This is a genomic window from Stenotrophomonas sp. GL_101 (assembly GCF_057835675.1).
The window spans coordinates 1939984-1963901 of sequence record NZ_CM174432.1; the positions used below are offsets into that span (position 1 = coordinate 1939984).

The window sequence follows — 23918 nt, forward strand, 5'->3', positions numbered from 1 at the left end:
GCAACGGCGCACGCCGAGGGTTGGCGTGGGCGCTGCGGTTTTCCGCGCGCGGGCACCGATGCGCTTACCCAGGTAGGTCACCACCGTGGTTGGTGACGCTGATCGCAGCCCCGAATGCCTGGCCAGATACCGGAGACCACAGAGGTCGGCGGCTGGGTCGAGCGCTGGGCAGAACACGAGCGGTCCACCAGAAGCGTGGGATTGCTCCCGCCTTCGGCAAGCCGAGCCCCTTCGCGGCCGACAGGCCCTCGGTGCAAATGTCCCCCGGCCGCCTGCGGCAGCCTCCTCCTTTATTTTGCCCAAGGGCCTGTCGGCCGCGAAGGGGCTCGGCTTGCCGAAGGCCCGAACCACGCCGCGGCCGCTTGAGTGAACGGCATTACGCCCATGCGGGCGTTGTTGGTTTCCAGCCCCTGAACCGTTCCGTTCCGCCCGTGCGGCCGGTTTGACGCCACGCACCAGGTTGCGCTAATGTATTAGCACGCTATTACATTGATACGATGAAAATCCGCCCGATCCCCCGCGAAAAAGATGCCCAGGCTGACCTGGCCCGCCTGGCCGGCGCCTTCGCCGCGCTGTCCGACCGGCAGCAGGTCACCGCCTTCCTGCGTGACCTGTGCACCCCGGCCGAGCTGGAAGCGCTGTCGGACCGTTGGAAGGTGGTGCCGTTGCTGCAGCAGGGCGTGCCGTACCGCGAGATCCACGAATTGACCGGTGTCAGCGCGACCACTACTGGCCGCGTGGCGCGTTCGTTGGAGCATGGCAACGGCGGCTATGCCGCCGCGATTGCCGCGACCACCGCGCCCACCTCCCCCGAATCCGAGTAGAGAGCCTCCCCCATGAGTGCAACCCAGACCGCCCCGGCACGTGACCGGTTGCGCATCGCCATCCAGAAGAACGGCCGGCTGGCAGAGCCGGCGCGCAGCCTGCTTACCGCCTGCGGGCTGAGCTGGCGGCAGAGCCGCGACAAGCTGTTCTGCTATGGCGAATCGCTGCCGGTGGACCTGCTGCTGGTCCGCGACGACGACATTCCCGGGTTGATTGCCGACGGCGTCTGCGACTTTGGCATCGTCGGCCGCAACGAGCTGGACGAGCAGGGGGCGGCGCGCCGCCGGGTCGGCCTGCCCGATGCCTACCAGGCGCTGCGTGGGCTCAATTTCGGCCAGTGCCGGTTGATGCTGGCCGTTCCCGAGGAATGGCAGTGGACCGGCGTGGAGCAGTTGGCCGGCAAGCGCATCGCCACCAGCTACCCGGCGATCCTGGCTGACTGGCTGGCGGCGCGAGGCGTGGATGCGCAGGTGGTGGAACTGTCCGGCTCGGTGGAGATCGCGCCACGGCTGGGCACCGCCGAGCTGATCTGCGACCTGGTCTCCAGTGGCGCCACCCTGGCCGCCAACCAGCTCAAGCCGGTGGAAACCCTGCTGGAAAGCGAGGCGGTGCTGGCCGGCCCGGTATGCACCCCCGATGACGCCCGTGCCGGGTTGATGGCCATGCTGCTGCGCCGCCTCGATGGCGTGGTGAAGCTGCAGGACAGCAAGCTGTTGATGTTCCGTGCCGAAGCGGACCGGGTCTCCGACCTGGTCCGGTTGCTGCCCGACGCCGACCCGCTGGTGCAGCTGCCCGACGACGGCGGTCACCTGCGCCTGCAGACCATGTGCCACGGCGCATTGACCTGGCAGCGCCTGGAAGACCTGGAGCGCGCCGGTGCCCAGGGCCTGATGGTATTGAGCGTGGAGCGGTCGCTGGCATGAATCGTCTGCAATGGTCCCAACTGGATGACAACGCGCAGGCGCAGGCATTGCAGCGCCCGGTGCAGGCGGTGGCGGCGCGAACCCGCGAATCGGTGGCCGCGTTGATTGCCGCGGTGCGTGCCGATGGCGATGCCGCGCTGCGTGAGATCAGCCTGCGTTTCGATGGCGTGGCGCCGGCCTCGTTTGAAGTAAGCGCCGCCGAATTTGCCGCCGCCGAACAGGCCGTGTCGGCCGAGCTGCGGCAGGCGATGGTCGATGCCGCCGCACGCATCGGTGTGTTCCACAAGGCCGGCATGAGCCAGGGCTATGCAGTGGAAACCGCGCCGGGCGTACGCTGCGAACGCGTGGTACGCCCGATTGGCCGGGTCGGCCTGTATGTGCCGGCCGGCAGTGCGCCGTTGCCGTCCACCGCCTTGATGCTGGGCGTGCCGGCGCAGTTGGCCGGCTGCCGCGAAGTGGTGCTGTGCACCCCGCCGCGCAAGGACGGTAGCGCCGATCCGGCGGTGTTGGTGGCCGCGCGCCTGACCGGCGTGAGCCGCGTGTTCAAGCTCGGCGGTGCCCAGGCGATTGCCGCCATGGCCTACGGCACCGAGAGCGTACCCAGCTGCGACAAGCTGTTCGGGCCGGGCAACAGTTTTGTCACCGAAGCCAAGCAACAGGTCGCCCAGGACGGTGCCGCGGCGATCGACATGCCGGCCGGTCCCTCTGAGGTGCTGGTGATTGCCGACGCCGGTGCCAACCCGGCGTTCGTCGCCGCCGACCTGCTGTCGCAGGCTGAACATGGCCCGGATTCGCAGGTGCTGCTGCTCACCGATGATGCGCTGATGCTGGCGCGGGTCGAGGCCGAAGTAGAGGCGCAGCTGGCGCGGTTGTCGCGCGCGGAAATCGCCGCGCAGGCGCTGCAGGCCTCGCAGTTGATCCTGGTGGAGTCGCTGCCGCAGGCGTTCCAGATCAGCAACCGTTACGCACCCGAACACCTGATCCTGGCGCTGCGCGAACCACGTGCGTGGCTGGCGCAGGTCGAGGCAGCCGGGTCGGTGTTCCTGGGCGACTACACCCCCGAGGCACTGGGTGACTACTGCAGTGGCACCAATCACGTGCTGCCCACCGCTGGCGCCGCACGTGCCTACAGCGGGGTCAGCGTGGCCAGCTTCCAGAACATGATCAGCGTGCAGTCGGCCACCGCGCAGGGCATCGCGGCAATCGGTAGCTGTGCACGCGTGCTGGCCCGCGCGGAAGGACTGGATGCGCACGAAAATGCGGTCACCCTGCGCATGGAGGCTGCCGCATGAGCAGTCAAGTATCGGTAATGTCCCTGGTGCGCGCCGACCTGCAGGCGTTTGCCGGCTATTCCTCGGCGCGCAGCAGCGCGCTGGTGGGTGATATCTGGCTCAATGCCAACGAATCGGCCTGGGCCAACCCGGCCGACGCTGAAGGCCGCGCACGCCGCTACCCGGACCCGCAACCGGCAGCGCTGCGGGCCGGCCTGGCCGACCTGTACGGCTGCACGCCGGAGCAGTTGCTGATCGGCCGCGGTAGCGATGAGGCGATCGACCTGCTGGTCCGCGCGCTGTGCGAACCCGGCCGCGATGCGGTGCTGGTGACCCCGCCGGTGTTCGGCATGTATGCGGTGTGCGCACGACTGCAGAATGCGCCGCTGCTGGAGGTACCGCTGCGTGACCAGGGCGATGCGCTCACCGCCGATATCGATGCGGTGATTGCCACCGCGTTGGCCGGCAATGCCAAGGTGGTTTTCCTGTGCTCGCCGTCCAATCCGGCCGGCAGCGCGATCCCGCTGGCGCAGATCGAACGGGTAGCCGGTGCCTTGCAGGGCAGGGCGCTGGTGGTGGTGGACGAGGCTTACGCCGAGTACTCCACGGTGCCGTCGGCGGTGCCGTTGCTGGCCAGCCATGACAACCTGGCGGTGTTGCGCACCTTGTCCAAGGCACATGCGCTGGCCGCCGCACGGATCGGCAGCCTGATCGCCGCACCGGCACTGATCCAGCTGCTGCGCCGTTGCCAGGCGCCTTATCCCATTCCCGGTCCCTGCGCCGAGCTGGCGCTGGCCGCGCTCAGCGACAGCAGCCTGCAGCTCACCGCCACCCGGGTGGAGCGGATCAAGGCCGAACGCAGCCGCCTGCAGCGCGAGCTTGCCGTCATACCGGGGGTGACCCGCGTGTACGCCTCCAATGGCAACTACCTGCTGGTGCGCTTCAGCGATGCGCAGCAGGCCTTCGATGCGCTGCTGGCCGCTGGCGTGGTGGTGCGCGACCAGCGTGCCGCGCCGCAGCTGGCCGATGCGCTGCGCATCACCGTGGGCAGTACCCTGGAGAACGACTGCGTGCTCAGTGCGCTGGCTGCACGGAGGGTGGCGGCATGACCCCGATCCTGTTCGTCGACCGCGACGGCACGCTGATTGAAGAGCCTGCCGATTTCCAGATCGATGCCTTCGACAAAGTCCGCTTCGTACGCGATGTGATCCCGGCGATGCTCAAGCTGCGCGATGCCGGCTACCAGTTCGTCATCGTCAGCAACCAGGACGGACTGGGCAGCGAAGGCTACCCGCAGGCCAGCTTCGATGGCCCCAACGACCTGATGCTGCAGATCTTCGCCAGCCAGGGCATCGTCTTCCGTGACGTGCTGATCGACGGCAGCTGGCCGCACGACAACGCACCCACCCGCAAGCCGGGCATCGGCATGCTGCTGCCCTACCTGCAGGACCGCAGCATCGACTGGGCCCGCTCGGCCATGGTGGGCGACCGCCCCACCGACATCCAGTTCGCCGACAACATGAAGATCCGTGGCTTCCAGCTGCGCACCGCACAGTTCGGCGGCGAGTGGGACTGGAACGGGATCGCGCATGCCCTGGCCGATGCACCGCGGCAGGCGATCGTGCAACGCAATACCAAGGAGACGAGGATCCGCGTCGAGGTCGACCTGGACCGTACCGCCGAGCCACAGACCCACACCGGGCTGCCGTTCTTCGACCACATGCTGGAGCAGATCGGCAAGCACGGCGGCTTCGCGCTGAGCGTGCAGGCCGAGGGCGACCTGCACATCGATGAACACCACACCATCGAAGACACCGGCCTGGCGCTCGGCCAAGCGCTGCGCGAGGCGCTGGGCGACAAGCGTGGGATCGGCCGCTATGGATTCACCCTGCCGATGGATGAAACCCTGGCCAGCGCGGCGCTGGATTTCAGCGGCCGGCCGTATTTCGTGTTCGACGGCGACTTCAAGCGCGAGCGGGTGGGCGACATGCCGACCGAGCTGGTGCCGCACTTCTTCCGTTCGCTGTGCGATGCAGCCGGGTTGAACCTGCACCTGAGCGTGCGCGGCGACAATGACCACCACAAGGTGGAGGCCTGCTTCAAGGCACTCGCCCGCGCCTTGCGCCAGGCGCTGCCGCGGCAGGGCACGGCGCTGCCCAGCACCAAGGGCGCGTTGTGAGCACGGTTGCGCTCATCGATGCCGGCGGCGCAAACCTGGGCTCGGTGCGTTACGCACTGGAGCGGCTGGGCGTGCAGGTGCGGCTGGTGCGCGACGCGAAGGGCCTGCAGGGTGCCGAACGGGTGATCCTGCCCGGCGTGGGCGCGGCCCCGCACGGCATGGCGCGCCTGCATGCGCAGGACCTGGTGCAGCCGTTGCGCGACCTGCAGGTGCCGTTGCTGGGCATCTGCCTGGGCATGCAGCTGTTGTTTGAAGGGTCCGAAGAGGGGCATGTGGAATGCCTGGGGTTGATGCCCGGGGTGGTCCGCCACCTGCATCCGGCCACCGGCATCCGGGTGCCGCACATGGGCTGGAACCGGCTGCTGCCACTGCAGGACTCGGCGCTGTTGGCGGATGTGCCGCCGCGCGCCAGTGCGTACTTCGTGCACAGCTACGCCGCGCCCTTGGGCGAGCACACCGTGGCGGCCTGTGACCACGGCGGGTTGTTCGCGGCGGTGGTCCAGCGCGGCCGCCACAGCGGCGCACAGTTCCATCCCGAGCGGTCTGCCGCCACCGGCGCGCAGATCCTGCGCAACTTCATCGAGAACCAACCGTCATGAGTTTCACCGTCTACCCCGCCCTGGATATCCGCGAAGGCAGCGTGGTGCGGCTGCTGCAGGGCGACTACGCGCAGCAGACCACCTACGGCGATGACCCGTTGCCACGCGCCCAGGCCTTCGCCGACGCAGGTGCCACCTGGATGCACCTGGTCGACCTGGATGCGGCCCGCGCCGGCGGCTACACGCTGGCACCGCTGTTGTCGGCGATCGCCACGCAGGCAGGGCTGCAGGTGCAGACCGGCGGCGGCATCCGCAAGCGCGACAACGTCGCCCGGCTGCTCGATGCGGGCGCTGCACGGGTGGTGGTCGGCTCGGTCTCGGTGCGTGCACCGGACACGGTGATCGGCTGGCTGCAGGAGTTCGGTGCCGAGCGCCTGACCATCGCGCTGGATGCACGCCAGGCCGAGGATGGCCGTTGGCTGCTGCCGGTGCATGGCTGGACCGAAACCGCCGATGCCACGCTGGACGAACTGGCCCAGCGCTACGCCCAGGCTGGCATGCGCCACCTGCTGTGCACCGACATCGCCCGCGATGGCATGTTGTCCGGGCCCAACATCGGCCTGTATCAGCACCTGTCCGCGTTGCTGCCGGGGGTAGCGGTGCAGGCTTCGGGAGGAGTGCGCAGCGCCGCCAACGTCGCCGAGGCCAAGGCCGTGGGCTGTGGCGGGGCGATCCTCGGCAAGGCGCTGCTGGAAGGGCGCATGTCCTTGCAGGAGGCGCTGGCATGTTGAGCCGCCGGCTGATTCCCTGCCTGGACGTGCGCGATGGCCGCGTGGTCAAGGGCGTGCGCTTCCGCGACCACGTCGACATGGGCGATATCGCCGAGCTGGCGCTGCGCTACCGCGACCAGGGCGCCGACGAGCTGGTGTTCTATGACATCGGCGCCAGCCCGGAGGGGCGTGCGGTGGATGTGGCGTGGATCGAGCGCATCGCGCGCCTGATCGACATCCCGTTCTGCGTGGCCGGCGGCATCGCCGATGTGGACACCGCGCGGCGGGTGCTGCATGCCGGTGCCGACAAGATCTCGATCAACTCCCCGGCGCTGGGCCGCCCGGCCCTGATCGAGGAACTGGCCGATGCGTTCGGCGTGCAGTGCGTGGTGGTCGGCATCGATTCGGTGCGCGAGCCCGATGGGGAATGGCGGGTGCGCCGTTTCAGCGGTGATCCGGACAAGACCCAGGCCGTGCCGTTGCGCACGCTGGACTGGGTGGTGGAAGCCCAGCGCCGCGGCGCCGGGGAGATCGTGCTGAACTGCATGGACAACGACGGCGTGCGCCGCGGCTACGATGTAGCCCAGCTGCGCCAGGCCCGCGCGCTGTGCCAGGTGCCGTTGATCGCCTCGGGCGGTGCCGGCGGGATGCAGCATTTCGCCGATGTGTTCGACCAGGCCGACGTCGACGGTGCGTTGGCCGCCAGCGTTTTCCACAGTGGCGCCATCGCCATACCCGCGCTCAAGCAGTTCCTGCGCGAACAGCAGATCGAGGTTCGAGATGTCTATTGAAGTACTGCCCTCGCTGGACGCATTGACCGGTCTGGACTGGACCAAGGGCGAGGGTTTGCTGCCGGTGGTGGTGCAGGACACCGACACCCTGCGCGTGCTGATGCTCGGTTACGCCACTGCCGCCTCGTTGCAACAGACCCTGGCAAGCGGCCACATGACGTTCTACAGCCGCAGCAAACAGCGTTTGTGGACCAAGGGCGAGTCGTCGGGGAATGTGTTGGTGGTGACCGCAGTGCGCATCGACTGCGACAACGACACCCTGCTGGTAAGCGCCCGCCCGGCCGGGCCCACCTGCCATACCGGCAGCGAGAGCTGCTTTGCGCAGGCACCGGGCAATTTCCTGGGTCGCCTGGATGCGTTGGTGCGCGAGCGTGAAACGCAGCGCCCGGCCGGCAGCTACACCACCTCGCTGTTCGAGGCGGGCATCCGGCGCATCGCGCAGAAGGTGGGCGAGGAGGGCGTGGAGACCGCGCTGGCCGGCGTGGTCCAGGACGATGCCGCGCTGCTGGGCGAGTCGGCCGACCTGTTGTTCCACCTGACCGTGCTGTTGCGCGCCCGCGGCCTTGCGCTGGACGATGCGGTGGCGGTGCTGGCGTCGCGTCACGCCGGCTGAGCGACCACAGCCACGTTTAACGTCGGTGAAACGCGGCACAGGCGATGATGTGCCGCTCTACAATCACCTACCCCCAACGGACTGCCCTGATGACCCGCACTGCTGCCTGGCTGGCCTGCCTGCTGTTGACGACCACGCCTGCCTGGGCCGCCGGGGTCACCGTAACCGGAAAGGTCTACCAGGAGCGCGACGGCAAGCCCGGGCGTGGCCCGACTGATCCCGGCCTGGCCGGCGTCCAGGTCTCCAATGGGGAAGTGATCGCGCGTACCGCCGCCGACGGCAGTTACAGCCTGCCGGTGCGCGATGGCCAGACGGTGTTTGTGATCAAGCCCGACGAGTACCGCTTCCCGGCGGCCGCCAACGGGCTGCCGTCCTACTGGCGCCACTACGCGCCGCAAGGCTCGCCACGGCTGAAGTACGACGGCATCGACGCTACCGGCAGCAACACCCGCAACTGGGATTTCGCGCTGGAGCCGGCCAAGGGCACCGAGGCGGCGCGCGCGGGGTTTGAGATGCTGGTGTTCACCGACTCGCAGACCGCCAGCCGTCAGGACATCGATTACTACCAGCGCGCCATTGTCGAGCCGATCATCGGCAAGCACCCGGCGCGCCTGGGCACCACCCTGGGCGACATCGTCAACGATGACCTGCGCCTGTACCCGGCCATCAACAAGGTCACCGCGCAGCTGCAGGTGCCCTGGTTCCACGTGCCGGGCAACCACGACCTGGATGTCGATGCCGGCGACGATCGCCACTCGCTGGACAGCTGGCGCGCCGTGTATGGGCCCGATACCTATGCGGTGGAAGAGGGCGGTGCCAGCTTCGTGTTCCTCGACGACGTGGTCTACGACCCGGCGGCCAAGCCGTCCTACGTCGGTGGCCTGCGCCCGGATCAGTTCACCTTCCTGGGCAACTACCTCAAGGGCCTGCCGCGCGACCGGCTGGTGGTGCTGGGCATGCACATCCCGTTGTTCGATGCCGCGCCGGGTCGAGAGACCTTCCGCCACGCCGATCGCGCGCGCCTGTTCGGCTTGCTCAAGGACTTCCCCAACGTGCTGGTGCTCAGTGGCCACAGCCATACCCAGCAGCACTATTACCACGGTGCCGCCGAGGGCTGGCAGGGCAGCAAGCCATTGCACGAGTACAACGTCGGCGCGGCCTGCGGTGCGTTCTGGTCCGGGGTGAAGGACAGCAGCGGGATCCCCGATGCGACCATGAGCGATGGCACCCCGAACGGCTATGCGCTGCTGTCGGTCAAGCCCGGCGGTGACTACAGCCTGCGCTACTTCGTGGCGCGCGCGCCCGACGATTACCAGATTTCGCTGCACGCCCCGACCGTTCTGCGCAAGGACGCCTACCCGGCGTGGGGCGTGTACGCCAACGTGTTCATGGGCCAGGCCGATACGCTGGTGGAGTACCGCGTGGACAACGGCGCCTGGCAGACCATGAAACGGGTGGAGCAGCCCGATCCACGCCTGCTGGTGGAGAACGTTGCCGACGACCAGGCCGAGCGCCTGCGCGGCTTTGATCGCTCGCCCGAAGCCACGCCCTCACCGCACCTGTGGCGGGGCGCGCTGCCAACCAACCTGGCGGCAGGCGCGCACAAGGTAGAGGTACGCGCGATGCATGCCGATGGCCCGACCGCCACCGCCAGCACCAGCTACCGCCTGCAGGTGGCAAAGCCTTGATAGCGGGCCTGCGGGGCATGGCGCGGCATTCGCATACGCCCCTGTACGGCATTGCCTGCTTTGCAAACTCCGGTGGATCACCGAAAATCGTGCGGATTGATTTGATCCCAGCCAAGGCCTGCGAGTGAGCGTTGCGTCACCGTTTCCGGACTCCGTTCCGGCCCCCTCCGACGCGGTGCCTGCAGGGACGCCCGGCCGCAACCGTCGTGTTGAACCGCTCATCGTCGCCGACGTGGGCGGCACGTTCGCGCGCCTGGCCCTGGCCGAGGTAAGCGAAGGCCAGGCGCCGCGCCTGAGTGGGATGCGCCGCTACAGCTGCGCCGAATTTGCCAGCCTGGCCGCGATCCTGGCTGATTTCATGCGCAGCACGGCGCGGCCGCTGGAGACCGCCGTGGTGGCCATCGCCGGGTTGTTGGAAGGCGATGACCTGGTCAACACCAATCTGCCCTGGCCGGTAGCGGTAAGCAGCACGCGCGACGCGGCCGGGCTGCGCTCGCTGGCGCTGATCAACGATTTCGAGGCGGTCGCCTACGCCATTCCACATGTGCAGGCCGATACCCTGGTGGCACTGAACGGCGAGCCCGAGGGCGCTTCGCGCTGGCCGGCGCTGGTGCTGGGCCCGGGGACCGGGTTGGGTGCGGCGCTGCGCTTCCACGGGGGCGAGCAGCCGGTGCTGGCCAGTGAAGCGGGCCATGCGGCGCTGACTGCCGGGAACCCGCTGGAGCTGGAAATCCTGCGCCAGATGCAACAGCGCTGGGAGCACGTCGACCAGGAGCGGATCCTGTCCGGCAGCGGCTTGATGAACCTCTATCCCTGCCTATGCGGCATCCGCGGTGCCGTCCCGCGCTGGCAGACCACCGAGCAGGTGATCGCCGCCGCGCACGCCGGTGAGGACAGGCTGGCGGTGGAAACGCTGGAGGTGTTCAGCGCCTGGCTGGGCAGCCTGGCCGGCGATCTGGCGATTACCTTCGGCGCACGCTCGGTGTATCTGGCTGGCGGTATTCCCACCCGCATCGCGCCGTTCCTGCACGCCGGGGGCTTCCGCATGCGTTTCCTGGCCAAGGGCGTGATGGCGCGGGTGCTGGCGCAGGTGCCGGTATGGCGGGTGGAACACGGCGAGCTGGGCATGCTCGGTGCGGCGGTGTGGCATGCCGCACGCCGACAGCGCGCCGTCGCATGACAGACCCTGCCCGCACCGCGGGCAGGCCGATGACCGCAGTTGCAGGGGAGGGTTCGCATGACCGATCGCAGGCAGTTCCTTCAGGCCGGTGCACTGGCCGCCGGCGCGGTGCTGGTGCCGCGCGTAGGCGCGCAGGGCCCGCGCGGCGCACGGGTGGTCTCCACCTGGGATTTCGGCGTGGGCGCCAACCAGGCCGCGTGGAAGGTGTTGTCCGGTGGTGGCAGCGCCCTGGACGCGGTGGAGGCCGGCGCGCGCTGGGCTGAGAGCGAGCTGTGCAACCCCACCGTGGGCCGCTGCGGCAATCCCGACCGCGACGGCGTGCTCAGCCTGGACGCCAGCATCATGGACGGCGATGGCCGCTGTGGCGCGGTGGCGGCGCTGACCGACATCCTGCACCCGGTCTCGGTGGCGCGAAAAGTGATGGAAAACACCCCGCACGTGATGTTGGTGGGCGAGGGTGCGCAGCAGTTCGCCCTGCAGCAGGGATTCGAACGGCAGAAGCTGCTCACCCCGGCGGCGGAGAAGGCGTGGCGGGAATGGTTGAAGACCGCCCGCTACACGCCGGAGATCAATGCCGAGCGACGCGGGCGCCCTGGCGACAGCAGCAACCACGACACCCTGGGCATGCTGGCAATCGATGCCCATGGCCAGCTGGCGGGTGCCTGTACCACCAGTGGCATGGCCTGGAAGCTGCATGGGCGGGTCGGTGACAGCCCGATCATCGGCGCGGGCCTGTACGTGGACCACGAGGTCGGTGGCGCGACAGCATCGGGTGTCGGTGAGGAAATGATGCGCAATGCCGCCTCGTTCCTGGTGGTGGAACTGATGCGCCAGGGCCGCTCACCGGCCGCTGCCTGCCGCGAAGCGATCGCACGGCTGGTGCGCAAACGCCCGGAAGCCAGCAAAACCCTGCAGGTGTGCTTTCTGGCGTTGGACAAGCATGGAGAGGTAGGGGCGTACGCGCTGCACCGTGGTTTCGTCTACGCCGTGTGCGACAAGGACCGCCAGGATGACCTGCGCGAGTCGGCGTCGGTCTACACCAGCGAGCAGACCTGAGCATGGCGCGCCACGTGCTGGAGATCGCCTCCAACTCGGTGGCCTCCGCGCTGGCCGCCCAGCAGGGCGGGGCGGACCGCATCGAGCTGTTCGACAACCTGGCCGAGGGCGGTACCACGCCCTCGCACGGCAGCATCGCCGTGGCGCGCGAGCATCTGGCGATGCCGTTGTTCGTGTTGATCCGTCCACGTCCGGGCGACTTCCACTACAACGCGCTTGAAGCGCAGGTCATGCTGCACGACATCGCCCACTGCCGGGCCATGGGGTGCGATGGGGTGGTGATCGGCGCGCTCGATCCGGATGCGGGCATCGACATGGCGCTGTGTCGCGCCTTGGTCGAGGCGGCCGGCCCGATGCAGGTGACCTTCCACCGTGCATTCGACGCGGCACGCGACCTGCCGCAGGCGCTGGAGCAGGTGATCGCGCTGGGTTGCCAACGCGTGTTGACCTCCGGCGGGCAGGCCAGCGCCGATGCTGGCGCGGACGTGCTGGCCGCCTTGGTAGCGCAGGCCGGCGATCGCATTGGCGTGATGGCCGGGGCTGGGCTCACGGCCCGCAACATCGCCCGAATCGCGGCCCGTACGGGCTGCCGCGAGCTGCACGCCTCGGCCAAGACCGTGCAGCATTCAGAAATGCGGCATCAGAACCCGGCATTGATCGGACTGTCGCCGCACTGGACTGGCACCGACCCTGACGAAGTCTCGGCGTTGCGCACCGCCCTCGACCGGTAGGCGCCCACCGTGGGTGGCCACGCTCGATTGGCGCACGTGGAAAGGGTGCTGTTCACGGCCGCACGACCAACGGTCGTGCGCTACCCGGGTAGGCGCCCACCGTTGATGGGCACGGCAGATCGGTTCGAGCGGTAGGTGCCCACCGTTGGTGGGCACGGCAGATCGGTTCGACCGGTAGGTGCCCACCGTTGGTGGGCACGGCAGATCGGTTCGACCGGTAGGTGCCCACCGTTGGTGGGCGCGGCAGATCGGTTCGGCCGGTAGGTGCCCACCGTTGGTGGGCACGGCAGATCGGTTCGGCCGGTAGGTGCCCACCGTTGGTGGGCACGGCAGATCGGTTCGACCGGTAGGTGCCCACCGTTGGTGGGCACGTTCCATCGGCGTGCGGGGTGCCGGCGCATGAAAAACGGCAGCCACCTGTACCAGCGCAGCTGCCGTGGAGGACCGTTTCCCCTGCCCGAAGGCAGGGACGGGTGATGCTTAGAACTTCCAGTTCACGCCGAAGTACAGCTGGCGGCCGGTGTAGCTGTTGGACAGCAGGCGGGCCTTGCTGTCGCTGCCTAGATGGATGCGCTGCTCAGATTCGGTGAGGTTGAGCACCGAAGCGGTGAAGGTCAGCGCGTCGGTGAAGTTGTAGGCCACGTTGAGGTCGAGCTGGTCGTACGGCTCGGAGTACTGGGTCAGGCCGTTGATCAGGCCGCCCACGATCTCGCCGCGACGGTTGTACGAGGCGCGCGCCAGGAACTTCTGGTTCTCGTAGAACACCGTCACGTTGGCCTGGTTCTTGGCACTGCCCACCAGCGGCGAGGAACCGATGTTCTCGCCGTCCAGCACGATCGCAGCCAGGTTGGTGTCGTTGTAGGTGTAGTTGGCCTGGATGCCAAAGCCCATGTCGAAGGTGTACTGGCCGTACAGTTCCACGCCCTGCGAAACACCGTCGCGGCCATTGGCCTCGGTTTCGTACTTCTGCACCGTGACCGACTCGCCGCCGACCGTCATCTGCTGGTCGCGCACCACCGGCACCGTGAAGTTGTCCACGTTCTTGCGGAACAGGCCTACCCCCGCCACCGCACCGGGCTGGAAGTACCACTCCAGGCCGATGTCGACCTGGGTAGCCTCGAACGGCTCCAGGCTCTTGTTGCTGCCGTGGCCATACCAGCCGGGCGTATCGGTACCGCCGGCGACACGACGATCGTTGCTGTACTCCTCGCTGATGTAGTTCAGCGCACCCGGTGCGGCAATGCTGGTGTAGCCCGGCCGTGCGATGACCTTGGATGCCGCGCCACGCAGGACCAGGGTGTCGGTGATATCCCAGGCGATGTTGAAGCTGGGCAGGAAGTCGGTGTAGGTCCTGTCCATTGAACTGAACGCATAGGTCTTCTCACGCGCCTGCGTGTCGGGCAGGCGGACGAAACCGCTCTGGCAGACGTAGCCGGTGTTGGAGGCGATCAGCGGTGCGGCGGCCGGGTCGTTGCAGCCCATCGGCGCGCCGGCGGCGTTGTCCTGGAAATAGTCGTTGAACTTCTCCACCGAGTCGCTGGACTCGGCGAACTGCCGGGTGCGTACCACCCGGACGCCAACGTTGCCGCGGACGCGTTCGGTGCGGAAGTTCGCCTGGAAATAACCGGAGAAGATCTTCTCGTTGACGTTGTAGACGAAGTCTTCTTCCTTGCGGCTGTGCGAACCGCCGTAGGTGTCGTTGAGATGGTTGATGTAGGCCGGGAAGTCGATGCCGGGGAACACGTTGGCATTGAAGCCGCCGGCGATGTTGCTGATCGGATTGGACAGGAAGAAGCCCGGCTGGGCAACGCCGGCGTTGGAGTCGCAGCCGGACTGGTAGCGGTTGTTGTCGTAGTCGGCCGGGTCCTTGCCCTGGCACACCCAATAGGTGTTGCCGGTGTTGCGGTGCACTTCGCCGTCACGGTACTTGGTGCCGAACTGGATGGAGTCCAGCCAGCCACTTTCGAACTGTTTGGTGACGTCGACCTGGAAGTAGTTCTGCTTGACGCTGGTCTGCATCCACGACGAGCCGGTCGAGCCGGTGTCGACCTCGGCGATGCCGGCCATCAGCTGGTCCTGCAGGTTGGGCGAGAACGTGGCGGTCGGCGTGCCGGTCAGGTCCCATGCGCTGTAGGAGTTGCCGGACTGCCACACGCCATCGACCTGGCGACGCGGCTTGGCCGACATGCTGAAGTTCATCGACGGACCGCCCTCGGACCAGGTCCGGCCGCCGGTGAAGGAGGCCTTCCACAGCGGGCTGATGTCCCAGTCGATGGTCAGGTCGGCGGTCTGCGACAGCGCCTTTTCCTTGCTGTAGGTGCCGGTCAACTGCGGGGTGGGGATGGTGCAGTCGTCCGGGCCCCAGCCGCCGGGGGCCTTGCCGGCCGCAGCCGCCTGCTCTTCGCTGCAGTAATAGGTCTTGCCGGCCAGCTTTTCATACTGGGCGCCGGTGACGATGCTGCCGCTGGGATCGAAGCTGAGCCCGTTGAGCAGGCGTCCGCCGTCCCAGTTGCCGTCGCCGTTGAAACGCGCCAGGTTCCATTCCGGAATCTTCAGCATGTTCTGGGTGTAGTTGCCTTCCAGCTCAAAGCGGAAGTAGTTGGCGGTCAGGGTCAGGTTGTCCAGCGGTTTGAACTGGAAGGTCAGCTGCCCACCCGTGCGCTTGCGCTCTTCTTCCTTCACCGCGAAGTTGACCGAGGTAGGCATGAAGAATTCGCTGTAATTGCGCCCGCTCTGGTCGTTGAAGCCGGACTGGCCCCACCAGTAGTGGATGCCGTCCTGCGGCAGCACGTTGCCATGGGCATCCACCGCGTCGGTGCCGTTGCCGTACCACTGATAGTCTTCGGTGCTTGCCGTCATCGTGCGGCTGGTGCGGGTCTGCTTGGTCGCGCCGACCAGTACGCCGAAGCGTTCGTCCTTGCTATGCCAGGAGTACAGCGCCGATGCCTGTGGGTCGACGTCGTGGTTGGTGTCCGAGGAGGTGCCTTCCAGGTTGACGTAGCCGGAGTTGGCTTCCATGTCGAGCGGGCGGCGGGTGTGCAGGATCACCGTGCCACCGATGCCGCCTTCGTCGATACGGGCTTCCGGCGACTTGAACAGCTCGGCGCTGGACAGCATGTTGGCCGGCAGCAGGGTGTAATTGAACGAACGCGTGGCCTCGTTGTTGGTTTCCGAGGTCGCCACGTAATTGCCGTTCAACTGGGTCAACGTCAGGTCCGGGGCAAGGCCGCGCACGCTGACGGTCTTGCCTTCGCCGCCGCTACGCTCGATGACCACGCCCGGCACGCGCTGCAGCGCATCGGCCACGTTCTTGTCGGGGAACTTGCCAACGTCCTCGGCGGTGATCACTTCGACCACCGCGTTGGCGTCGCGCTTCTGCTGCAGGCTCTTTTCGATGGCGTAGCGATAACCGGTGACCTGGACGCTGTCCAGGGTAGTGGCATCGGGTTGTGCGGCGGGCGCTGCAGCAGGGCTGGCCTGTTGCGCGAAGGCGCTGGCCGGAACCAGTGCGGCGGCGAACAGCGCGGCGGTGATGGCTGCCGACAGCGTGTCGCGATTGCGCGTGCGGGACATCTTGTTCATTCCACTCTCTCCCTCTCCTGGATTGAAACGGTGGCGATACATAATTAAATCGATCTAATGATTGAAGGCGCTGTTGTCAGCGTCGAGCTACCGTACGTCCCGCATGCATCGCGCAGTGAGCCCCCACCCACCACTCCGACAATCGTGACCGTTTGAAGTTGGATCGATCTAAACGATTGGCGCGGAATTTTTAACACGGGTTGGCGGGCGACGCATGCTGCTCCGCAATATGGCCAGTACCCATCGAGCGGGTGGCGCCGGGCGGCACGCGGTGAAAACGTTTTCGTGCGCGATTTGCGAGGCGGGGCAGGCACACCGGGCCCCGCCGAGGGCGTGGGGTTGCGCGGCGACCGGCCCCGGATCAACGCCGGCCGGGCGCCAGGGCGGCGCTGCCCGGGCGCAATGGGTGTGGTCAAACCGGCTGATCAGCGCCGCCGACAGGGCGTTCATGTTGCGCCGCAGAATGCATCCGGCGAAATCCGCGTGCTTTACTTGAATCGATCTAAATTCAGCTGAACGTGGTCCTGGGAGCGTGGGCGAAGGGGGCCCGCCCACGCCGCTGCGCCTTCGCCCTTGCATCGACATCGACCTACAGGAATCCGTACATGCGCCGAATGCCGTCCGCCTCCGCCGTCCCGTTCCTTCGCCGTCCGCTGGCCGGCCTGGCCTGCCTGCTGGCGTTGTCGCTGGCCCCGGCGCTGCAGGCCGCCGCGCCAGCCGCGCTGGAGCGCGAGGTCAACACCTTCATCGGCAGCAAGGATGACGGCAACACGTTCCCGGGCGCTTCGGCGCCGTTCGGCCTGATCCAGGTCAGCCCGATCGGCGAGCACTACGCGGGCTGGCGGTACGACGATCCCAAAATCCGCGGTTTCGGCCATTCGTTCCTGTCCGGGGCGGGGTGCTGGGAGCAGGGCGGGCAGGTCTCGGTGCTCCCGGTCACCGGCACCATCGGCAAGGGCGGCAGCTTCAACACCGACGATGCCACGAGCTTCGACCACAAGCGCTACGCCTCCCCCTATACCCACGACGGTGAGATCGGCCAGGCGGGCTACTACAAGGTGCGCCTGACCGGTTACGGCGGCATCGACGCCGAGGCCACCGCACGTACCCGTGCCGCTGCCGAGCGCTACACCTTCCCGGTGGAGGCCGGGACCGGCCACGTGCTGGTCAACGTCGGTCAGGCCAACGAGCGTCATTCGGTGATCGGCAGCGTGATCGACGTGGTCGGCGACCGCGTGGTCGAGGGCAAGCTGGTCACCAAGAGCTTCTGCGGCGGCCACCAGTACACCACCTGGTTCCGCCTGGAGTTCGACCGCCCGTTCAAGGCGTTCGGTACCTGGGGCGAAGAGGGTGGCCTGGCCGATGCCCGCCACCGCATGGAAGGCGAGCAGAAGCCCAGCGGCGCGTGGCTGAGTTTCGATGTGGGCAAGGACCGCGCGGTTACCGCGATCAGCGCGATCTCGCACGTGGATGCCGAAGGCGCGCGCAACAACCTGCGCAGCGATGGCATGCAGGGCGGCAAACTGCTCGGGTTCGAGCAGATGCGCACACAGGCGCAGCAGCACTGGCGCAAGGAACTGGCCACCACGCGCGTGCAGGGCGGCAGTGCCGATGACCGCACCGTGTTCTATTCGGCGCTGTACCACGCGCTGCTGCAGCCGCTGACCGGCAGCGATGCCGACGGCCGCTACCGCGGCTATGACGATGCCATCCACCGCGCCGACGGCTGGACCTACTACGAGTACTTCTCGCTGTGGGATACCTACCGCGCGCAGAACCAGTGGCTGGCGCTGACCCGCCCGGCGGTGGCGCGCGATATCGGCCGCAGCCTGCTGGCGATCAACGCGCAGGGGGGCTGGCTGCCGCGCTGGGGCTATGCCAATTTTGAAACCAACATCATGACCGGCGACCCGGTCACCCCGTTCCTGGTCGACCTGTGGCGCTTCGGCGCACTGGCCGGGCGCGAGGAGGAGGCCTACACCGCGTTGCGTCGCAATGCGTTCGAACAGCCACCGCTGAACTCGCGCCATGCCGGCCGCTCGGGCAACCCGGGCTACGTCGACAACGGTTACGTCGCCTACGATCGCGCCTTCCCCTCCAAGGGCATGGACGTCGACCCGCACCACGGCGGCTCGGCCACGCTGGAATACGCGCTGGCCGACTGCGCGCTGGCACAGATGGCCGACGGTCTTGGCCATGCCGCCGATGCCGGCACCCTGCGCGCACGCGGCGGCAACTGGCACAAGGTGTGGGACCCGCAGGTGCGCGATGAGGACACTGGCATGAGCGGGTTCCCGCGCCCGCGCATGGACGATGGCAAGTGGTACGTCCCGTCCGATGGCCACTACAGCCCGCGTTCGCACCATGGTTTCCATGAGGGCACCGCGTGGCAGTACCAGTGGCTGGCCCAACAGGACATGCCCGGGCTGGTCCAGGCCATGCATGGCCGCGAACAGGCCGGCAAGCGCCTGGATGCGTTCTTCGCCTATGACGCGCTGGTGCAGTCGCCGTTGACCGCCGCGCGCAAGGAATGGGTGGTGGGGCCGTACAGCTATTACAACCAGTACCGCTACAACCCCAACAACGAGCCGGACCTGCACGCGCCGTGGATGTACACGCTGATCGGCCAGCCGTGGAAGACCGCCACGGTGGTGCGCGCCGCGCAGCAGTTGTTCACCAACGCGCCCAACGGGGTGACCGGCAACGACGACCTGGGCACGATGTCGGCGTGGTACCTGTTCAGCGCGATCGGCTTGTATCCGGCGGTGCCGGGCAGCGGCCAGTTCCTGCTGCATACCCCGCGTTTCAGCAAGGTCGAGGTGGAGCTTGGGCAGGGCCAGACCCTGACCCTGGCCGCCAACGGCGCCGATGGCCGCGCCCTGCAGTACGTGCAGGGCGTGCGCGTGGACGGCAAGGAGCACGCCCCGGTCTGGCTGGATTGGAGCCGGCTGCAGCAGGGCGGGCGCATCGAGTTCGTGCTGACCGGCCAGGCCCCCACCGATGGCTGGGGTACCGGGCTGGACGCGCTGCCGCGCTCGTTCTGCGCCACCCCGGGCGCGGTGCTGGAATGAACCGTTGCATCGCCGGCAGCACGACCCTGACCACCGGCACGGGCGCGGTCCGCTCGCCATTGCGATCGTTTAGGCTTGCCGGATGACAAGGACCGGGCGGACACGATGAACGACAAGGCCAGAACAGCGGGCAAAGGCGCGCGCGCGGTAACCGTGACCGACATCGCCGAGGCGATCGGGGTGTCGCGTGCAACCGTGTCACTGGTGCTGCGTGGCAGCCCGCTGGTCAATGTCGACACCCGCGCCCGGGTCGAAGCCGAACTGCGGCGGCAGCGCTACGTCTACAACCGTGGCGCGGCCAACCTGCGGCGGCGGACCTCGTCCAGCGTGGCACTGGTGATCAACGACCTGTCCAATCCATTCTTCGCCGAATTCGCGTCCGGCGTGGACGAGGCGCTGGGTGCCAAGGGCTTTGTGACCTTGCTGGGCAGCACCGGTGAGTCGCCGCAGCGCCAGCACGCAGTGCTCACCACATTGATGGAACACACGCCCGCCGGCCTGATCCTGTCGCCGGCCGAAGGCAGTGACGCGGCCGAACTGCGCCAGGTACTCGGGTTCAATGCCAACGTACTGCTGTTCAACCGTGAACCGCCGGGTGCCGACTGGGATTTCCTCACCCTGGACAACCAGCAGGGCGCCTACCTGGCCACCCGCCACCTGATTGAACGGGGCCACGAGCGCATCGCCTTCTTCGGTGGCCACGCCGATTCCAGCTCGTGCCACCAACGCCGCCTGGGCTATGTGCAGGCCCTGGCCGAGGCGGGCAGGGACGTGCAGGACGCGTGGCTGATCGAATCGGCACCCAACCGTCTCGAAGCGGCCGAACGCAGCGCCGAACTGTTCGCCCGTGATCCCGCCCCGACTGCCGCGGTCTGCTACAACGACAGCGTTGCGCTGGGCCTGATGTTGGGCCTGGCCTCGCGCGGGGTGCGCCCGGGCGTGGATTTTGCAGTCACTGGATTCGACGATATCTCCGAGGCGGCGGTGGCATTGCCGCCCCTGACCACGCTCACGGTCAACCCGCGCGAGCGCGGCCGGCAAGCGGCCGAACTGCTGCTGCAACGGCTTGACCACCCTGAAGCGGCGCCCCAACGCACCGTGGCGCCGGTACAACTGCGCATCCGCGCCAGCAGCGGCCCGGTGGCTGCGTGATGGCGTTTCCTTTTACCTGCTCGCGCAATGAGGCGCGTACCTGATGCCCATTTCTCCAACGCCCCGACTGCCGTCTTCGTCTGCGTCCGCGCCCGTGGTCAACACGCGCATGGCACTGGCCGTGGCAACCACGATCTTCTTCATGTGGGGCTTTCTGACCTGCCTCAACGACATCCTGATTCCGCACCTCAAGGCGGTGTTCGAACTGAACTATGCCAAGGCGATGCTGGTGCAGTTCACTTTCTTCGGCACTTACTTCCTGATGTCGCTGCCGGCCGGCCGGCTGGTGGCGCACCTGGGCTACAAGAAGGGCATCGTGGCGGGGCTGGCGATCGCCGCGGTCGGTGCACTCGGCTTCTGGCCGGCGGCCGAGCTGCGCGTGTATGAAGCCTTCCTAGGCGCCTTGTTCGTGCTGGCCACCGGCATCACCGTTCTGCAGGTGGCGGCCAACCCGTACGTAGCGTTGCTGGGGCCAGAGCAGACCGCGTCGAGCCGCTTGACCCTGGCGCAGGCACTGAACTCGCTGGGCACCGCGATCGCACCGATCTTCGGCGGCCTGCTGATCCTAGGCAACACGGTCAAGAGTGCAGATGAACTGGCCGCGCTGCCCTCGGCCGAACAGATCGCCTACCGCGTGCAGGAAGCGCAGTCGGTGCAGGGCCCGTACGTGGGCCTGGCCATCGCGCTGGCGTTGCTGGCGGTATTTGTCTACCTGTTCCGCCTGCCGGCGCTGACCGAAACCACCGAGCAGGCCGACAGCGGCAAACACACCCTGCTCGATGCGCTGCGCCACAAGCATGTGTTGTTCGGCGTGTTGGCGATCTTCTTCTACGTGGGTGCCGAAGTGTCGATCGGCAGCTTCCTGGTCAATTACCTGTCGATGCCGACCATCGGCGGCTTCAGCGAAAAGGAAGCCACCCATTACGTGTCGGCCTACTGGACGATGGCGATGATCGGGCGCTTTGCCGGCTCGGCGATCATGACCCGGGTCTCGCCGCGCGTGCTGTTGACCGTGTTCTCGGTGATCAACGTGGCCCTGCTGGCCATCACCATGCTGACCCAGGGCCAGCTGGCGCTGTATGCGGTGGTGGCCATCGGCCTGTTCAACTCGATCATGTTCCCGACCATCTTCGCACTCAGCATCGAACGCCTCGGCCCGCTGACCAACAAGGCCTCCAGCCTGCTGATCATGGCCATCGTGGGCGGCGCGGTGGTGCCGTACCTGCAGGGCCTGCTGGCCGATCACATCGGCCTGCAGCCGTCCTTCATCCTGCCGCTGGTGTGCTACGGCTACATCATTTTCTATGGCCTGTCGGGTTCGCGCCCGAGCGCCGCATTCCGCCAGGGAGCCTGAGGCCCGAATGAGCAAGATTGTCTGTTTCGGCGAGATTTTGATCGATCTACTCGCCCAGCCGCCGGCCACCTCGGACACTCCGCGCGCCTTCCTGCAATACGCAGGCGGCGCGCCGGCCAATGTTGCCGTGGCCGCCGCACGGCTCGGGGCCGACACCCATTTCGCCGGCATGCTCGGCCAGGACATGTTCGGCGACTTCCTCGCCGAGAGCCTGGCCACGGCCGGGGTGGCCACCGACTGCATCGTGCGCACCGACGCGGCCAAGACCGCGCTGGCCTTCGTGGCGCTGGACGCCCAGGGCGAGCGCAGTTTCAGCTTCTACCGGCCGCCGGCAGCGGACCTGCTGTTTCGCAGCGAGCACTTCCACCCCAACTGCTTCGAGGCTACCCGCAGCTTCCATGTGTGCTCCAACAGCCTGACCGAAGCGGAGATCGCCGCGGTCACCCTGGAGGGCATGCGCCGTGCGCGGGCGGCAGGGGCGATGGTCAGCGTGGACCTCAACCTGCGGCCGGCCCTGTGGCCGGTCGGCATGGACCCGCTGCCGCGCTTGTGGGAAGCGCTGCAGCTGGCCGACCTGGTCAAGCTCTCGCGCGAAGAGCTGGACTACCTGGCGGCCGCGCAGGAAGGCGGCGAAGACGCGGTGATCGCGCGCCTGCTGGCCGCGCAGGCGCAGGCCGTGGTGATCACCGATGGCTCTGCCCCGATCCGCTGGCATACCCGCCAGCAGCACGGCGTACTGAGCGGCTTCAGGGTGCAGACAGTGGACTCCACCGCCGCCGGGGATGCGTTCGTCGGCGGCCTGCTGTTCGGCATTGGCGAGCGCGGCGGCGATGGCAACAGCTTTGCCGGCTTCTGCCAGAACCCGGCACAGCTGGTCGATGCGATCCGCTTCGGTGCCGCCGTGGGCGCGCTGGCCGTTACCCGCAAGGGTGCGTTCGCGGCCATGCCCAGCCTTGAAGAAGTCCAGCAACTGCTACAGCAACAACAGGACACTGCCGCATGACCCCGCCCGTCGCACCGACCCCCGATTTCCGCTCGCCCGCGTTCCTGCGCGCTCACATCGCGCAGACCATGGCCTTCTACCAGCCGCACGAAATCGACCCGGCGGGGGGGTTCTTCCACTACTTCCGTGACGATGGCAGCGTCTACGACAGCGGCCACCGTCATCTGGTGAGCAGCACGCGCTTCGTGTTCAACCACGCGATGGCCTACCGCGAGTTCGGCAAGCCCGAAGACCGCGCGGCGGTCGAGCATGGGCTGCGCTACCTGCGCGAGGTGCACCGCAATCCGGTCACCGGCGGCTATGCCTGGACCCTGCGCGATGGCGCGGTGGAAGACGCCACCAACCACTGCTATGGCGTGGCCTTCGTGCTGCTGGCCTACAGCTGCGCGTTGAAGGCCGGCATCGGCCAGGCGCGCGCGTGGATGGACGAAACCTGGAAGCTGCTGGAGCTGCATTTCTGGGAGTCCGAGTACGGCCTGTACAAGGACGAAGCCGATGCCGACTGGGTCTTCAGCGACTACCGTGGCCAGAACGCCAACATGCACATGTGCGAGGCGATGCTGGCCGCGTTCGAGGCCAGCGGCGAAGACCGCTACCTGCAGCGCGCGTTGCTGCTGGCCGAGCACATGACCCGGCGCCAGGCCGCGCAGGGCGAGGGCCTGGTGTGGGAGCACTACAACCGGCAGTGGCAGATCGATTGGGACTACAACCGCGACAATCCCAAGCATCTGTTCCGTCCCTGGGGTTTCCAGCCCGGCCACCAGACCGAGTGGGCCAAGCTGCTGCTGATCCTGGACCGGCACGTGCAGGCCGACTGGCTGGTGCCCACCGCGCGCCATCTGTTCGACGTGGCGGTGGCGCGTAGCTGGGACCCGGTGCGTGGCGGGTTGTATTACGGCTTTGCCCCCGATGGCAGTGTCTGCGATGACGACAAGTACTTCTGGGTGCAGGCCGAGTCGCTGGCGACGGCGGCATTGCTGGCCAAGCGTACCGGCGAGGCGGTGTACTGGGACTGGTACGACCGGCTGTGGGGCTACGCTTGGCAGCACATGATCGACCACCGTCATGGCGCGTGGTATCGCATTCTGGATGCCGACAACCGCAAGTACAGCGACGAAAAGAGCCCGGCGGGCAAGACCGATTACCACACCATGGGCGCGTGTTACGAAGTGCTCAACGTGGTGCGTTGA

19 protein-coding genes are annotated in these 23918 nt (G+C 67.5%); 18 read left to right on the forward strand and 1 reads right to left on the reverse strand.

Annotated features, from left to right (window positions below; genetic code table 11):
* Positions 1–497 precede the first annotated feature (497 nt).
* From AC3IR9_RS08765 to AC3IR9_RS08825, 13 genes are all read left to right on the forward strand, one after another.
* On the forward strand, positions 498–824 hold the full coding sequence (locus AC3IR9_RS08765) for a YerC/YecD family TrpR-related protein (protein WP_489295350.1): 327 nt from the start codon (positions 498–500) through the stop codon (positions 822–824).
* A 12-nt stretch (positions 825–836) separates the two neighbouring features.
* On the forward strand, positions 837–1748 hold the full coding sequence (hisG, locus tag AC3IR9_RS08770; RefSeq protein ID WP_489295351.1) for an ATP phosphoribosyltransferase: 912 nt from the start codon (positions 837–839) through the stop codon (positions 1746–1748).
* Complete coding sequence (gene hisD / locus AC3IR9_RS08775; RefSeq protein ID WP_489295352.1) at positions 1745–3040, forward strand: histidinol dehydrogenase; 1296 nt, start codon at positions 1745–1747, stop codon at positions 3038–3040. Before hisG ends, hisD begins: the two co-directional genes overlap by 4 nt.
* Positions 3037–4128 carry a histidinol-phosphate transaminase gene (gene hisC / locus AC3IR9_RS08780; RefSeq protein ID WP_489295353.1) on the forward strand — a complete coding sequence of 364 codons (1092 nt, stop codon included), beginning with the start codon at positions 3037–3039 and terminating at the stop codon, positions 4126–4128. The genes hisD and hisC overlap by 4 nt, the downstream gene beginning before the upstream one ends.
* The gene (hisB, locus tag AC3IR9_RS08785) at positions 4125–5198 is read left to right on the forward strand and encodes a bifunctional histidinol-phosphatase/imidazoleglycerol-phosphate dehydratase HisB (RefSeq protein ID WP_489295354.1); all 1074 of its coding nucleotides are present in this window, start codon (positions 4125–4127) and stop codon (positions 5196–5198) included. The genes hisC and hisB overlap by 4 nt, the downstream gene beginning before the upstream one ends.
* A complete protein-coding gene (hisH, locus tag AC3IR9_RS08790; RefSeq protein WP_489295355.1) occupies positions 5195–5797 on the forward strand; it encodes an imidazole glycerol phosphate synthase subunit HisH in 603 nt (200 codons plus the stop codon). The genes hisB and hisH overlap by 4 nt, the downstream gene beginning before the upstream one ends.
* Positions 5794–6528, forward strand: a complete 735-nt coding sequence (hisA, locus tag AC3IR9_RS08795) for a 1-(5-phosphoribosyl)-5-[(5-phosphoribosylamino)methylideneamino]imidazole-4-carboxamide isomerase (protein WP_489295356.1) — start codon at positions 5794–5796, stop codon at positions 6526–6528. The genes hisH and hisA overlap by 4 nt, the downstream gene beginning before the upstream one ends.
* Positions 6522–7298, forward strand: coding sequence for an imidazole glycerol phosphate synthase subunit HisF (gene hisF / locus AC3IR9_RS08800; RefSeq protein WP_489295357.1), 777 nt, complete (start codon positions 6522–6524; stop codon positions 7296–7298). Before hisA ends, hisF begins: the two co-directional genes overlap by 7 nt.
* Positions 7288–7911: a bifunctional phosphoribosyl-AMP cyclohydrolase/phosphoribosyl-ATP diphosphatase HisIE gene (gene hisIE / locus AC3IR9_RS08805; protein ID WP_489295358.1), complete on the forward strand. Its 624-nt coding sequence runs from the start codon at positions 7288–7290 to the stop codon at positions 7909–7911. Before hisF ends, hisIE begins: the two co-directional genes overlap by 11 nt.
* An 89-nt stretch (positions 7912–8000) precedes the next feature.
* A complete protein-coding gene (locus AC3IR9_RS08810) occupies positions 8001–9599 on the forward strand; it encodes a calcineurin-like phosphoesterase C-terminal domain-containing protein (protein WP_489295359.1) in 1599 nt (532 codons plus the stop codon).
* A gap of 124 nt (positions 9600–9723) precedes the next feature.
* The gene (locus AC3IR9_RS08815; protein ID WP_489295360.1) at positions 9724–10779 is read left to right on the forward strand and encodes a glucokinase; all 1056 of its coding nucleotides are present in this window, start codon (positions 9724–9726) and stop codon (positions 10777–10779) included.
* A gap of 57 nt (positions 10780–10836) precedes the next feature.
* Positions 10837–11835: a glycosylasparaginase gene (locus tag AC3IR9_RS08820; RefSeq protein ID WP_489295361.1), complete on the forward strand. Its 999-nt coding sequence runs from the start codon at positions 10837–10839 to the stop codon at positions 11833–11835.
* A 2-nt stretch (positions 11836–11837) separates the two neighbouring features.
* Positions 11838–12566 (forward strand): copper homeostasis protein CutC, encoded by a 729-nt coding sequence (locus tag AC3IR9_RS08825; RefSeq protein ID WP_489295362.1) that lies wholly within the window; start codon positions 11838–11840, stop codon positions 12564–12566.
* A gap of 480 nt (positions 12567–13046) precedes the next feature.
* On the opposite strand, the gene AC3IR9_RS08830 is transcribed toward AC3IR9_RS08825, so the two are convergent.
* On the reverse strand, positions 13047–16148 hold the full coding sequence (locus AC3IR9_RS08830; RefSeq protein ID WP_489295363.1) for a TonB-dependent receptor: 3102 nt from the start codon (positions 16146–16148) through the stop codon (positions 13047–13049).
* Positions 16149–16753: 605 nt separating this feature from the next.
* Between AC3IR9_RS08830 and AC3IR9_RS08835 the strand changes: the two genes are divergently transcribed.
* The 5 genes from AC3IR9_RS08835 to AC3IR9_RS08855 all read left to right on the forward strand — a co-directional run bounded on the left by AC3IR9_RS08835 (position 16754) and on the right by AC3IR9_RS08855 (position 23918).
* On the forward strand, positions 16754–19219 hold the full coding sequence (locus tag AC3IR9_RS08835) for a GH92 family glycosyl hydrolase (protein ID WP_489295364.1): 2466 nt from the start codon (positions 16754–16756) through the stop codon (positions 19217–19219).
* A 105-nt stretch (positions 19220–19324) separates the two neighbouring features.
* A complete protein-coding gene (locus AC3IR9_RS08840; protein WP_489295365.1) occupies positions 19325–20371 on the forward strand; it encodes a LacI family DNA-binding transcriptional regulator in 1047 nt (348 codons plus the stop codon).
* A gap of 43 nt (positions 20372–20414) precedes the next feature.
* The gene (fucP, locus tag AC3IR9_RS08845; protein ID WP_489295366.1) at positions 20415–21725 is read left to right on the forward strand and encodes an L-fucose:H+ symporter permease; all 1311 of its coding nucleotides are present in this window, start codon (positions 20415–20417) and stop codon (positions 21723–21725) included.
* A 7-nt stretch (positions 21726–21732) separates the two neighbouring features.
* A complete protein-coding gene (locus AC3IR9_RS08850; protein ID WP_489295367.1) occupies positions 21733–22728 on the forward strand; it encodes a carbohydrate kinase family protein in 996 nt (331 codons plus the stop codon).
* Positions 22725–23918, forward strand: coding sequence for an AGE family epimerase/isomerase (locus AC3IR9_RS08855; RefSeq protein ID WP_489295368.1), 1194 nt, complete (start codon positions 22725–22727; stop codon positions 23916–23918). The genes AC3IR9_RS08850 and AC3IR9_RS08855 overlap by 4 nt, the downstream gene beginning before the upstream one ends.